This window comes from Luteimonas aquatica (assembly GCF_022662575.1).
GTDB lineage: Bacteria > Pseudomonadota > Gammaproteobacteria > Xanthomonadales > Xanthomonadaceae > Luteimonas > Luteimonas aquatica.
The window spans coordinates 1-13,691 of record NZ_JALBFU010000017.1 but is presented as its reverse complement, the minus strand read 5'-3'; the positions used below and the strand labels follow the sequence as shown (position 1 = coordinate 13,691).

Here is a 13,691-nt window from a genome sequence, read left to right as displayed (position 1 = left end):
ACATGCAACAGATTCTGCAAAACCTGCGCGACGGCAGCACCGAGATCGCCGACGTCCCGGCGCCGGCGCTGCGTCGCGGCCACCTGCTGATCCGCAGCGAGGTCACGCTGGTCTCGGCCGGCACCGAGCGCATGCTGGTCGAGTTCGGCAAGGCCAACATGCTGCAGAAGGCGCGCCAGCAGCCCGACAAGGTGCGCATGGTGCTGGAGAAGGTGCGCACCGACGGGCTCGCCGCGACCCTGGACGCGGTGCGCAGCAAGCTCGACCAGCCGCTGCCGCTGGGCTACTGCAACGTCGGCACCGTGATCGGGGTAGGGGGCGGGGTGACGGGGTTCTCGCTCGGCGACCGCGTGGTGTCCAACGGCAAGCATGCCGAGGTGGTGTCGGTGCCGGTCAATCTGTGCGCCAAGGTGCCCGATGGCGTGTCGGCCGACGCGGCCGCCTTCACCGTGCTCGGCGCGATCGCGCTGCAGGGCATCCGCCTGGTCAACCCGACCCTGGGCGAGTGCGTGGCGGTGACCGGCCTGGGCCTGATCGGCCTGGTGACAGTGCAGCTGCTGCGCGCGCACGGCTGCCGCGTGCTCGGCATCGACTTCGACCGTGCCAAGCTGGCGATGGCGCGCGAGCTCGGCGCCGAGACCGTCGACCTGTCCGCCGGCGAGGATCCGGTGGCGGCGGCGATGGCGTTCTCGCGCGGGCGCGGCATGGACGCGGTGCTGATCACCGCCTCGACCAAGAGCAACGAACCGGTGACGCAGGCGGCGCACATGAGCCGCAAGCGCGGCCGTATCGTGCTGGTGGGCGTGACCGGGCTGGAGCTGTCGCGCGCCGATTTCTACGAGAAGGAGCTCTCGTTCCAGGTGTCGTGTTCCTACGGGCCCGGCCGCTACGATCCGTCCTACGAGGAGCGCGGCAACGACTATCCGGCCGCCTTCGTGCGCTGGACCGAGCAGCGCAACTTCGAGGCGGTGCTGGACATGATGGCCGGCGGGGCGGTCGACGTCTCCGGCCTGGTCAGCCACCGCTTCGACATCGGCCAGGCCGAGCGCGCCTATGCGCTGCTGGGCGGCGGCGAGCCTTCGCTGGGCATCCTGCTCGACTACGGGCGCGGCGGGCATGCGAACCAGGAGCATGCGAACCAGGAGCGCGCGAACCCGGAGCTGATGCGGCGCAGCGTCGCGCTGCCGGTGGCCGCGGCCGCGGCGCCGTCGCGCGCTCCCGGCGCGCAGGTCGCGTTCCTCGGCGCGGGCAACTATGCCGGGCGCGTGCTGATCCCGGCCTTCGCCAAGGCCGGGGCGCAGCTGCACACGGTGGTCTCCAGCGGCGGGGTGAGCAGCGTGCACTTCGGCCGCAAGTTCGGTTTCCGCAACGCCAGCACCGATACCGCCGCGGCGCTGCGCGACGGCGAGGTGGACGCGGTGGTCATCGCCACCCAGCACGGCAGCCACGCCGACCTCGCGCACGCGGCGCTGCAACAGGGCAAGCACGTGTTCGTGGAGAAGCCGCTGTGCCTGACGCTCGACGAGCTGCACGCGATCGAGCACACCTACGCCGAATGCGCCAGGCAGGGCAGGGCGCCGGTGCTGACGGTCGGCTTCAACCGCCGCTTCTCCCCGCAGGTGCAGAAGATGCGCGCGCTGCTGGCCGGCGTGCGCGAACCGAAGGCCTTCGTGATGACGGTGAACGCCGGCGCCATTCCCGCCGAGCACTGGACGCAGGATCCGGAGGTCGGCGGCGGCCGGCTGATCGGCGAGGCCTGCCATTTCGTCGACCTGCTGCGCCACCTCGCCGATGCCCCGATCATCGGCCACCAGCTCACCGCGGTCGGCAACGTGCCGGGCGTGGGCATCCGCAGCGACCGCGTCAGCTTCACCCTGCAGTTCGCCGACGGTTCCTTCGGCACCGTGCACTACCTGGCCAACGGCGACAAGGGATTCCCCAAGGAACGGCTGGAAGTGTTCGCGGCCGGGCGCGTGCTGCAGCTGGACAACTTCCGGCGCCTGCGCGGATACGGCTGGCCCGGTTTCTCGAAGATGCACCTCTGGCGCCAGGACAAGGGACAGGTGCCCTGCGCGGCCGCGTTCGTGCAGGCGATCCGCGGGCAGGGGCCGGCACCGATCCCGGTCGAGCAGATCTTCGAGGTGGCCCGCGTCACCATCGAACTCGATGCCAAGGTCTGAGCCCGCCATGAACTGGCTGTCCCGATCCGCGCAGTTCTGGCACACGGTGCGCTACCTGCGTCCGGTGCAGGTCTACGGCCGCGCCTGGCACCGGCTGCACCGCCCGCGCGTCGACGCGCGGGCCGCGCCGTCGCCGTCTCGGCGCGCGGGCGACTGGCAGGGCTGCGATCGCGCCGCCTCGATGCTGGGGCCGATGCGCTTCCGCTTCCTCAACGAGGAGCACACGCTGCGCCTGGACGACTGGAACAGCGACGCGCTGCCGAAGCTGTGGCTGTACAACCTGCATTACTTCGACGACCTCAACGCCGACGGCGCGGCCGAGCGGGTGCAGTGGCACCGCGCGATGATCAGCCGCTGGATCGCGGCCAATCCGCCCGGGCACGGCAACGGCTGGGAGCCGTATTGCCTGTCGCTGCGCATCGTCAACTGGATCAAGTGGCAGTGCAGCGAGCGGCGGGCCACCAACGGCAATGCGCAGCGCGCCATGCTCGACAGCCTGGCCACCCAGGCGCGCTATCTGCGCGGCCGGCTGGAGCGGCACCTGCTAGGCAACCATCTCTGGGCCAACCTGAAGGCGCTGCTGTTCGCCGGCGCCTTCTTCGAGGGCGCCGAGGCCGCGCGCTGGCGCGAGGCGGCGCTGCGCGAATTCCGCCGCGAACTCGGCGAGCAGATCCTCGCCGACGGCGGGCATTTCGAACGCAGCCCGATGTACCACGCGATCCTGCTGGAGGACCTGCTCGACCTGGTGCAGCTCGCGCAGCGCTTCCCCGGCGCTTTCGGCGAGCACGATGTCGCGCTCTGGCGCGACAACGCGCTGCGCATGCTGCGCTGGCTGGCGGTGATGACGCATCCGGACGGCGGCATCGCGTTCTTCAACGACGCCGCGCTCGGTATCGCGCCGACGCTGGCGCAGCTGTCCGCCTACGCCGCTCGCCTGGGCGTCGCCGTGCCGCCGGCTTCCGCGGCGCCGGTGCAGCGCCTGCCGGATTCGGGCTACGTGCGGCTGCAGAACGCGCGCGCCGTGGTCATCGCCGACGTCGGCGAGATCGGTCCGGACTATCTGCCCGGCCATGCCCACGCCGACACCCTGAGTTTCGAGCTGTCGGTGGACGGCCGCCGCGTCCTGGTCAATGCCGGCACCTCGTGCTACGACAGCGGCCCGGAACGGCTCTGGCAGCGCGGCACGGCCGCGCACAACACGGTGGAGGTCGACGGGCAGGATTCCTCGGAGGTGTGGAGCAGCTTCCGTGTCGCCCGGCGCGCGCGGCCGCTGGCGATCGATACCGGCGCGTCGTCCGGCGGCATCTGGCTGACCGCGGCGCACGACGGCTACCGGCGCCTGCCGGGACGGCCGCTGCACCGGCGCCGCTGGGACCTGCGCGAGGACGGGTTGCTGGTCGAGGACACCGTCGAGGGCGACCACGACAGCGCGATCGCGCGCTTCCGCGTGGCGCCGGGATTCGAGGTGGACGAGCAGGCCTTGCGCGAGGAGGACGGCGCGCGCATCCGCTGGTCGGCCGAGGGCGCGCGCCGCACGCAGGTCGCTTCCGGCTTCTACCACCCGGAATTCGGCCTCAGCCGCTCCTGCTCGGTGATCGAGGCGACGCTGCTGCGCGCCGGCATGCCGATGTCCACACTGTTGCGCTGGCAGGACTGACGCCATGCGCATCCTGTTCCTGTCCGACAACTTCCCGCCCGAAGGCAACGCTCCGGCCACGCGCACCTACGAGCACGCTGTCCGCTGGGTGCGCGCCGGCCACGAGGTGACCGTCGTCACCTGCGCGCCCAACTTCCCGGAGGGACGGCTATTCCCCGGCTATCGCAACCGCCTGCGTTCGGTGGAGACGATGGACGGCATCCGCGTGGTGCGGGTGAAGACCTACATCACCGCCAACGAAGGATTCCTCAAGCGTACGCTCGACTACCTGAGCTTCATGGCCGCCTCGGTCGCGGCGGGCCTGTTCGAGCGTCGTCCCGACGTGGTGGTGGCGACCTCGCCGCAGTTCTTCTGCGCGCTCGGCGGATGGGCGCTGACCCGGCTGCGCGGCCTGCCCTTCGTGTTCGAGCTGCGCGACCTGTGGCCGGCTTCGATCACCGCCGTCGGCGCGATGAAGCGCAGCCTCGTGGTGCGCATGCTCGAGAAGCTGGAGATGTTCCTGTACCGCTCGGCGGATGCCATCGTCCCCGTCACGCACGCGTTCCGCGACGAGCTGGTGCGGCGCGGCATCGAGCGGGGCAAGATCCATGTCGTGCTGAACGGCGTGGACCTGTCGCGCTATGCGCCGGCCCCGCGCGACGAGGCGCTGGCCGGGCAGTACGACCTGCGGGGCCGCTTCGTGGTCGGCTACCTTGGCACGCACGGCATGGCGCATGGGCTGGACACGGTGGTCGAGGCGGCGCAGCTGCTGCGCGGGCGCGAGGACATCGCCTTCTTCTTCGCCGGCAGCGGCGCCCAGCGCGCCCACGTGGAGGCGCTGGTGGAGGAGCGCGGGCTCGGCAACGTGCGCATGATCCCCAGGCAGCCGAAGGAGGCGATGCCGCGGCTGTGGAGCCTGTGCGACGTCTCGCTGATCCCGCTGCGCGACAGCGAAGTGTTCGCCACCGTGATCCCGTCCAAGCTCTTCGAGGGCATGGGCATGGGCATTCCGGCGCTGATGTCGCTGCCGCAGGGGGAAGCGACGCGGATCGTGACCGACACCGGCTGCGGGCGCTGCGTGCCGCCGGGAAATGCGCGCGCGATGGCGGAGGCGATCGCCGCGCTCGCCGACGATCCGCAGGCGCTGGCGCGCATGCGCGAGCGGAGTCTGAAGGCGGCGCCGGCCTATTCGCGCGACCAGCAGGCCGCGCTGATGGCGCAGGTGCTGGAAGGCGTCGTGCGCACGCCGGCATCGCAACGGCAGACGGCCTGAGCGCGCGCGCCGCCATGCTGCAGGCATTGACCCCCGTCTTCGCGTCGCTGAGCTATCCGCCGCTGCTGTCGCTGCTGGTGGCGGCGCTGGCGTTGCCGGCCGCGCTGTTGCGCTGGCGGGCGGTCGCGGCCTGCTGCCTGCTGGCGGCGCTGCTGTGGTCGGCGCTCTGGTCGCTGCCGGCGGCGGCGGATGCGCTGAGCGCCGCGCTGGAGCGGCGCGGCTTCGCCGTGGCCGCCGATGCGCCCGTGCGGACGGACGCCATCGTCGTGCTCGGCGGCGGCACCGGCGCACCGGCCTGGTTCGATGCGGGCGATCCGGAAGCGTCGGCATTGGCCGGCAGCCGGGTCGCCTCGGGCGCGCGCCTGTGGCGGCAGCATCGCGTCGCCGTGGTCCTGTCGGGCGGACCGGCGCGGCACGCGACGAGCGAGGCGCGGATCATGGCGACCGCCATGCGGCGCCTGGGCGTTGCCGAGTCCTCGCTGATCCTGGAGGAGCGCAGCCGCAACACCGGCCAGAATGCCGCGTTCACCGCGCGGATCGCGCGCGAGCGCGGCGTGCACGCGGTGTTCCTGGTGACCTCGGCCACGCACATGCCGCGCGCGGCGCGCATGTTCCGGCAGGAAGGGCTGCAGGTGGTTCCGGTCGCCGTCGCCGAGGCCTCGCGCGCGGGCCGCTGGCGCGGACACGACTGGGTGNACCTCGGCCACGCACATGCCGCGCGCGGCGCGCATGTTCCGGCAGGAAGGGCTGCAGGTGGTTCCGGTCGCCGTCGCCGAGGCCTCGCGCGCGGGCCGCTGGCGCGGACACGACTGGGTGCCCACGCGCAGCGCGTTGCGCCGCAGCGGCCGCGCGTTGAAGGAATTCCTCGGCGTCGCCGCCGCGACAGTCGGGGTTTAGGAGTGTGAATGCATTTCGCGGCGTTCCAGCGCATAACGTCTTGTGAACATCGCGCGTTCGTTGCGCGTTGGCGCGCTTTGGTGCGCAAAAAGCACGAAAGGCGCCCGCGATCCACAAATAGCGTGACGCACTTCGCTTCGATGCGTAACAACACGGTTTTACGTGCTTTTTCTGTCATCTGCGTGCAGGCTATACTTCGGACAGGGGACTGCACTTCTGACGATCTTTCATCCGCTAGGAGCTTGTCTCATGAACAGAATTCTCTTCGCATTGCTGGCCGCCGGCTTCGCCGCGCAGTCGGCCGCCCAGGTGGCCGAACAGCCGGCGCAGCAGCCGCAGCCGGCGACGCAGGCCGCGCCGCAGGCGCAGGCCGACGCACAACCGGCGCTGCCGGGAGCGCAGGCGGCAGCCTCCGCCTCCGAAGGCACGCTGGCACCGGCGGAAACGGGCAACGGCGTCGCCGCGGCGGTCGCCGGCGCAGCCGGCCAGAACAGCCGTGGCAACGACGGCACGGGCGGCACCGGCGGTACGGGTGGCACCGGCGGGACCGGCGGCACCACCGGCACGCGCTAAGCGCATCTCCAACTGAACGCGGGAAGGCGCCGGATCCGTCCGGCACCTTCCTTTCGCTCGTCACCAGGAATCATCACGCGACATGAGAATGCTTAGCGGCCTCGTGGCCGTCGCTGTCGTCTCCGCCCTGAGCGGCTGCATCTGGGCGCCCGGCCAGCACATGTCGACCAACCAGTTCGTGCGCGACGGTTCGGTCGAGGAGGGGCATGTGGTCCTGGTGCCGATCACGCCGAAGCTGCTGGCGATGGAGCGCGCGGCGCAGCCGCAGGCGGAACTTCCCGCGGAGCTGCGCGACTACCGTCCCGACGCCTATCGCATCGGCCCGGGGGATACCCTGTACGTCACGGTCTGGGATCACCCGGAAATCACCATGCCGGCCGGCACGCAGCAGCAGCCGCAGGCCAACGGGCGCCTGGTGCGCCCGGACGGCACGCTGTTCTTCCCCTACGTCGGCAACGTCAAGGCGGCGGGACTGACGCTGGAGGAACTGCGCGCCGAGGTCGCCGCGAAGCTGGCGCAGTACGTCGCCTCGCCGCAGCTGGACATCGGCGTGATCGAGTACGGCAGCCAGATGGTGACGGTGCAGGGCGCCTTCGTGAAGACCGAGCGCCAGCCGATCACGTCCACGCCGCTCACGCTGTCGCAGCTGGTCGGCAGCGCCACCGTCAATACCGAGCAGGCCGATCTTTCGGGGCTGGTGCTCACGCGCGACGGCCGCGACTACGCCATCGATCTGGACGCGCTCAATCGCGACGGCAGGACCGCCTCCGAGATCTACCTCAAGGGCGGCGACCGCGTCTTCCTGCCCTACAACGACCGCAAGGAAGCCTACGTGGTCGGCGAAGTGGTGCGGCCGATGGCGATCAGCTTCAAGACCAGCGATCTCAGCCTGACCCAGGCGCTGGGCCGGGCGGGCGGGTTGAACCAGACCACCGCCAAGGGCAAGGCCGTCTACGTGATCCGCGGCGTGGAGGACATGCAGGCCGAACCGGCCACGGTCTACCATCTCGACGCCGCCTCGCCCGCGGCCTTCGCCATCGGTTCGCGCTTTCGCGTCAAGGCCGGCGATGTGGTCTATGTCGGTCCCGCCGGCGTCACGCGCTGGAACCGCTTCCTGGCCCAGCTGCTGCCCTTGTCGGGCATCATCAGCAATGCCGCGCGCGCGCAGAACGAACTCGGCAATTAGCCCAGGTCCGGTCGCCCGCATGCGCCGTCGTGCCGGCGACGGCCTGACGTGAGGCGCCGGACGATGATGCGCGGCGCGTACCGACATGGCGTGCGCCTGCTCAGCCTGGGGTTCGCCCTGCTGCTGGCCGGATGCACGTCGCTGTCGCTGTCGAACTTCGATGGCCTGAAGCAGGCCTTCCAACGGCGTCCGGCGCTGGCGCCGACGGCCGCCGAAGTCGCCGCGAAGCCTTACTACCAGATGCTGGCGTCCATGCCGCGGGGCGATGCCCTGCTCGTGCTGGGCAACGTCGACGGCGCGCGCCAGGCCTGGTACGGCGCCGATGGCGTGATCGTGTTTCTCGAGCACGGCCGCATCGTGCGCACCGCGGGACTGCGCGGCAACCTGGATGCATTGTTGCCGCCGGCGAACGATCCGTTCCTGGGTGGGCTGCACCGCCTGACGGCGCCGGTGCGTTATCAGCGCGTAGAGGACTGGTCGCCCGGCTATCGCTACGGCGTGCAGGTGCAGGCGGAGCTGATACCCGCCGGAAGCGACAGCATCGAGGTTCTCGGCACGACGCACCCGGTGCTGCGCGTGGAGGAGCGCGTCGAGGCGGCAGCGGCGGGATACCGCGCCCGCAACACCTATTGGGTCGACGCCCGCGACGGTTTCGTCTGGAAGAGCGAGCAGACGGTGGCGCCCGAGCAGACGCTCACCCTGGTGCAGCTTCGCCCTTATCGCACGGAGGCGCGCTGATGCCGGCGATGCGCATTGGCCTGCGGCGCCATGGCGCGGCCTGGCTGGCGGCCGCGTTGGCGCTGTCGTCCGCGGGCACGGCGCTGTCGCAGGTGCGCGTCATGGCCGAAGGCGAGGTCGATGCGCCGGGCGAGCATCTGCTCGAGAACAGGGCACGGCTCGACGATGCGGCGCTGGCCGCGAAAGCGCGCCCGCATGCCTACCTGGCCGGCGCCGCCTGGCTGCGGCCGGCATTGATACCGCAGCAGACGCGCCTGAAGGCCGGACTGCTCTTCGACCTGGAACTGCTGGCGCGGCTGGCGGGCGGGCAGGGCAACGATCGCCTGGTCGCGCTCGCCACCGGCCTGGCCGCGCAGTTGCGCGCGATGCCGGTCACCGGTCGGCAGGTCGCGCTGCTCGACGGCCGCGTGCTCGAGGTCGCCGCCGCCGCCAATCTGCCGGTGGCCGATGGCGACCGCCTGGTCTATCCGGCACGGCCGCGAACGGTGCGCGTCGTGGGCGCGGTGGAGCGCGAGTGCGCGCTGCCGCACGTGGCGCTGCGCGATGCGCGGCTCTACCTGCCGGACTGCGCACTCGCGCCGGATGCGGACGTCGACACGATCCAGGTGATCCAGCCCGACGGGCGCGTCTTCGAGCAGGGCATCGCGCTGTGGAATCGCGGCCCGCCCGTGCCGCTGGCGCCGGGCGCGGTGCTCTACGTGCCGCTGCGCGCCAGGCTGATCGATCCGGTCGACCCGGTGTTCAACCGCGAAATGGCCGAGTTCCTGGCCACCCAGCCGCTGCGGGCCGAGGCGGGCGCGCCATGAAGCGCGGTGCGGCATCCCGTGGCCGGCGACGGCGGAAGAATGGCGAGCGGGCAGCGCATGCCGCCGCCGCGAAGCGCGCCGCCGCATCCGCGCGCATGGCCCGGACGGCGTTCCTGGTCGGCACCGGCTGGCTCCTGGTCGGCGTCGCCCAGGCCGGGGAGGCGCCGACGCAAACCGACTTCGGCGGCGCCGGCCACTGGCAGACCCCGTCTGCGCGCATGGCCGAGGAAGGCGAGCTCTCGTTCACCGCCAACCGCACCGAACCCTACACCCGCTACAACGTGACGCTGCAGCCGTTCTCCTGGATGGAGACGAGTTTCCGCTACGTCGCGGTGACCAACCGGCCGTACAGCCTGTCGCCGTCGCTCAGCGGCGACCAGTCGTACAAGGACAAATCGATCGACGCCAAGCTGCGCCTGCTGAAGGAAAGCCGCTACCTGCCGGAAGTGGCGATCGGCGGCCGCGACATCGGCGGTACCGGCCACTTCGGCAGCGAATTCGTGGTCGCCAGCAAGCGCTTCGGCGATTTCGACACCAGCCTGGGCCTGGCCTGGGGCTACATCGGCAACCGCGGCGATTTCAGCAACCCGTTCGCGGTCATCGACGACAAGTTCCGCACCCGTCCGGGGCGCGACGACCTGTCCGGAACCGGCGGCGAGTTCAACACCATCCGCTACTTCAGGGGGCGGCCGTCGCTGTTCGGCGGGATCGTGTACCAGCGCCAGGGCAGCCCGTGGGTGCTGAAGCTCGAGTACGAGGGCAACGACTACAAGCACGAGCCCAGGCCCAACAGCCGCAGGAACGAACCGCAGTTCACCCGCCTGAAGCAGCGATCGCCGATCAACGTCGGCGTGGTGTACCGGGTCAATCGCAACATCGATCTGAGCGCCGCCTACGAGCGCGGCAACACGATGATGTTCGGCCTGACCCTGCACGGGAACATCGGCAGTACGCGCGGACCGGCCAAGGCCCTCGATCCGCCGCCCCCGGTGCGCGCGCCGGGCGAGACGGGACAGCCGGTGGAGCAGGTGGACTGGGCGTCGGTCAGCAAGGAACTGCACGGCAACGCCGGCATTCGCGTCTCCAAGATCGCGCAGCGCGGACGCGAGCTGCTGGTCACCGGCGAACAGGACCGTTATCTCTACCCGGCCAAGGGCGTGGGTCGCGCCGCGCGCGTGCTCGGCAACCGGGTCGATGCCGGCACCGACTGGTTCACCGTGGTGTCGACCCGCGAGGGCATGCAGATCTCCGAGACCAGCATTGATCGCCGCCGTTTCGATGCCTTCCTCGCCCACGACATCGACCTGAAGACCCTGCGCCTGTCGGTCGAACAGAATGTGCCGCTGGCCGCGCCGGAGAAAGTGTTGTACCGCGCGCCGCTGGATCGCTATACCGGCGGTTTCTCCCTGGGCTACAGCCAGAACATCGGCGGCCCGGACGCCTTCGTTCTCTACAAGCTCAGCGCCAACTACGACGCCGAGTTCCGCTTCACGCCGAACCTGTGGTTCAACGGCAGCCTCAGCGGCAATCTCCTGGACAATTACGATCGCTTCAAGTACACCGCGCCCAGCCGTCTCCCGCGCGTGCGCACCCACGTTCGCGAATACCTGACCTCCAGCCGCATCACCATGCCGCTGTTCCAGCTCACCGCCACGCGACGGTTGGGCGCGGACTGGTACGGCCTGGCCTATGCCGGCATGCTGGAGAGCATGTACGGCGGCGTCGGTGGCGAAGTGCTGTACCGGCCCTTCGGCGAGCGATGGGCGTTCGGCATGGACCTGAACTGGGTGAAGAAGCGCAGCTTCGAGCAGGACTTCACCTTCCGCCGCTACAGCGTCGTCACCGGGCATGTCAGCGGCTATTTCAACACCGGCTACAAGGACATCCTGCTCGCGGTGAGCGCGGGCCGCTACCTGGCGCGCGACTGGGGCGTCACCTTCGATGCCTCGCGCTCGTTCCGCAACGGCGTACGCATGGGCGCCTATGCCACCTTCACCAACGTGTCCGCGCAGGAATTCGGCGAGGGCAGCTTCGACAAGGGCATCTACGTCTCCATTCCGTTCGACCTCATGCAGGGGCGCTCCACGCCCAACCGCGCCCGCTTCGTCTGGGCGCCGCTCATCCGCGACGGCGGCGCCCGCCTGTCCAAGCAGTACGCGTTGTATACGCTGACCGAGGATCGCGACAGCGACCTGTTCAACGACAATCTCGACAAGATCGGCGAGTAGGCGTTGCCGTCGCGCGGGCCCGATACGGTCTCAGGCCGCTTCCAATTGCGTTGCCTGGCGCAGGCCGCCCTGCAGGGCCTGTTCCGGGTTCACCTTGGTGCCCTCGGCGCGCACGACGTCCACCCGGGTCACGCCGAGAAAGCCCAGGAAGCCGCGCAGATGGCTTTCCTGGTGCTCCAATGCCGCAGCGGGGCTGTCCGGGCCGTAAAAGCCGCCGCGCGAGGACGCGATGACGACGCGCTTGTCGCCCAGCAGTCCCTCGACGCCGGCGGCGCCGTAGCGAAAGGTCCTGCCCGGTACGGCGAGCGCATCCAGCCACGACTTGAGCTGGCTGGGGATGCCGAAGTTGTACATCGGCGCGCCGATCACGATGACGTCTGCGGCGAGCACTTCGTCGAGCACGGTGCCAAGGATCTCGGCGTCCCGGCGCGACTCGGCCGTCTGCGTGTCCTGGACGAGTCCAGAGGCGATGGCGGCCGAGAATTGCGGAATCGGCGCGGAGGCGACGTCCCGATAGGTGACCTTGGCTTCCGGCGCGAATTCGCGCAGGCGGGACACGGCGGCGGCGGAGAGGGCGCGGCTGACGGACTGCCCGCCCTGGATGCTGGAATCGATATGCAGGATGTTCATGCGTGTGGGAATGGTTGGCTTGGGCGCATGAAACTATTGGCGTACAGTATTTCCTTCAAGAAGGATTGTTTTTCTGACCTAGTATGGAAAACCATACCGAAGAGCTTTGCGAAGGTTCGCAGGAAAGCGTGTTCGCCTTCCACGACGAGGTGCGCAAGGCGATACAGTCGATCGGCGGCAAGTGGAAGCTGGAGATCCTGTGGCTGCTGAGCCAGCGCACGCATCGCTTCAACGAACTGCGCCGCGCCATTCCCGGCGTGACACAGCACATGCTCACCGCGCAGCTGCGCGAGCTGGAGGCCGACGGTCTCGTCCACAGAACGGTCCATCCCGAAATCCCGCCGCGCGTGGAATACACGATCGCCGAGGAGGCGAAGCGGATGCGCCCGGTGTTCGAGGCGATCTTCGTCTGGGTGTCGGGGCGGAGAAATTCGAACAAGGCGGCGCGTGTGGCCTGACGCGATAAGGATCCATGACGCGGGAGCGTTGCGATGGGTTTTGGGGTCGAACGAGAAACACTTTCTCATTACTGCGAATGGAATAGGATTCCGTGCCGTGCCGCTATGGCCGCCGTCACCGCTGGGGGAATGATGAAGCCGGGAATCTTGATTTTGTTTTTTTCTGCGTTGATGCCATTTGCAGCGCTCGCGCAGGAGCCATACGTGTATATCGACGCCGAACCTGACACGTCCCTGGAGTATCACGGGGAGACCCTGCCTGGGCGGGCCTATCACTTCCTTCGCGGCATCGCGATCGGCAACGACCGCGATATGCCCGCCGACGGGGAGTCTTACGCTTGGATTTCTCCAACCATGGCCTACTCGGGCAGCAGGAGCATTGGATTGCGGGCCTATCCATCCTTCTCTCCGTTCGATCGAGTGGAGATTCGTGCGGTTCATGGTGCCGGCGACGGTTTTGCCCTGCAGAATGCGACGACGCGCTACTTGGGCTATGCCTTCATGCTGCATCCGCAGATGGATGCGCCGACCGGATGGCTGCATGTGATGCAGGTTTGGCAACGTCCCGCTCCGGATACTGCGCAGAGCGGAAAAGTGCCTTTTACCCTCTCTTTGACGCATGATCTGCGATTGGAGGCCGTCGCCAGGACCCATCTCGACAGCACGGTGATATGGCGCTCTGCGCAACCGATCTCGAAAGGGGATTGGCATACCCTGGTCTATGAGCTGAGGCCAAGCTACAACGGCGACGGGCATGGCGGCGCCATCGCCATCTGGCTCGACGGCGTCGAGGTGGTGCGCTGGGTCGGCGACTGGGGGAATCCTCCCGAGTTCGGCTATCTCGACAAGTTCGACGTGCGGTGCGGGCTCTACCGCCAAGGGCAGAACAACCACACGATCATCATGTACGACGACATCCTGTACGCAACGACCAAGGAAGCGGCTACGCCATAACGTTGCCGGAAGTCCGGACCGGGTGGGCCGGACTTGATGCCGTGTGCGCGGGGGGGCTGGCTATTCCACCGTGACGCTCTTGGCCAGGTTGCGCGGCTTGTCGACGTCGGTGCCGCGGGCCAGGGCGGCGTG

General features: G+C 69.3%; 12 protein-coding genes. 11 read left to right on the top strand and 1 reads right to left on the bottom strand.

Translation table 11 applies throughout. From position 1 onward, the window contains the following. The first annotated feature begins 2 nt into the window (after positions 1-2). The 9 genes from MD221_RS16570 (at position 3) to MD221_RS16530 (ending at position 11,517) form a co-directional block, all read left to right on the top strand. On the top strand, positions 3-2,180 hold the full coding sequence (locus MD221_RS16570) for a bi-domain-containing oxidoreductase (protein WP_242113095.1): 2,178 nt from the start codon (positions 3-5) through the stop codon (positions 2,178-2,180). Between the two features lie 7 nt (positions 2,181-2,187). After that, positions 2,188-3,837 carry a heparinase II/III family protein gene (locus tag MD221_RS16565; RefSeq protein WP_242113093.1) on the top strand — a complete coding sequence of 550 codons (1,650 nt, stop codon included), beginning with the start codon at positions 2,188-2,190 and terminating at the stop codon, positions 3,835-3,837. Between the two features lie 4 nt (positions 3,838-3,841). Further along, positions 3,842-5,089: a glycosyltransferase family 4 protein gene (locus MD221_RS16560; RefSeq protein WP_242113092.1), complete on the top strand. Its 1,248-nt coding sequence runs from the start codon at positions 3,842-3,844 to the stop codon at positions 5,087-5,089. A gap of 14 nt (positions 5,090-5,103) precedes the next feature. Continuing rightward, positions 5,104-5,994 (top strand): YdcF family protein, encoded by an 891-nt coding sequence (locus MD221_RS16555; protein WP_242113091.1) that lies wholly within the window; start codon positions 5,104-5,106, stop codon positions 5,992-5,994. A gap of 241 nt (positions 5,995-6,235) precedes the next feature. Next, positions 6,236-6,559, top strand: a complete 324-nt coding sequence (locus MD221_RS16550) for a hypothetical protein (RefSeq protein WP_242113090.1) — start codon at positions 6,236-6,238, stop codon at positions 6,557-6,559. A gap of 88 nt (positions 6,560-6,647) precedes the next feature. Then, a complete protein-coding gene (locus MD221_RS16545) occupies positions 6,648-7,745 on the top strand; it encodes a polysaccharide biosynthesis/export family protein (protein WP_339328437.1) in 1,098 nt (365 codons plus the stop codon). Between the two features lie 63 nt (positions 7,746-7,808). Next, entirely contained in the window at positions 7,809-8,483 is a 675-nt protein-coding gene (locus tag MD221_RS16540; protein WP_242113087.1) for a YjbF family lipoprotein, read from the top strand. Continuing rightward, positions 8,483-9,289 carry a capsule biosynthesis GfcC family protein gene (locus tag MD221_RS16535; RefSeq protein WP_242113086.1) on the top strand — a complete coding sequence of 269 codons (807 nt, stop codon included), beginning with the start codon at positions 8,483-8,485 and terminating at the stop codon, positions 9,287-9,289. Before MD221_RS16540 ends, MD221_RS16535 begins: the two co-directional genes overlap by 1 nt. 95 nt (positions 9,290-9,384) lie before the next feature. Beyond that, positions 9,385-11,517, top strand: coding sequence for a YjbH domain-containing protein (locus MD221_RS16530; protein ID WP_242113085.1), 2,133 nt, complete (start codon positions 9,385-9,387; stop codon positions 11,515-11,517). Between the two features lie 30 nt (positions 11,518-11,547). On the opposite strand, the gene MD221_RS16525 is transcribed toward MD221_RS16530, so the two are convergent. Further along, the gene (locus tag MD221_RS16525; protein ID WP_242113084.1) at positions 11,548-12,147 is read right to left on the bottom strand and encodes an FMN-dependent NADH-azoreductase; all 600 of its coding nucleotides are present in this window, start codon (positions 12,145-12,147) and stop codon (positions 11,548-11,550) included. An 83-nt stretch (positions 12,148-12,230) separates the two neighbouring features. Here MD221_RS16525 and MD221_RS16520 point away from each other — a divergent pair, with 83 nt between their 5' ends. Together MD221_RS16520 and MD221_RS16515 are read left to right on the top strand one after the other, a co-directional pair. Continuing rightward, positions 12,231-12,605 carry a winged helix-turn-helix transcriptional regulator gene (locus MD221_RS16520; RefSeq protein ID WP_242113083.1) on the top strand — a complete coding sequence of 125 codons (375 nt, stop codon included), beginning with the start codon at positions 12,231-12,233 and terminating at the stop codon, positions 12,603-12,605. A 105-nt stretch (positions 12,606-12,710) separates the two neighbouring features. After that, complete coding sequence (locus MD221_RS16515; protein WP_242113082.1) at positions 12,711-13,559, top strand: heparin lyase I family protein; 849 nt, start codon at positions 12,711-12,713, stop codon at positions 13,557-13,559. Positions 13,560-13,691 lie beyond the last annotated feature (132 nt).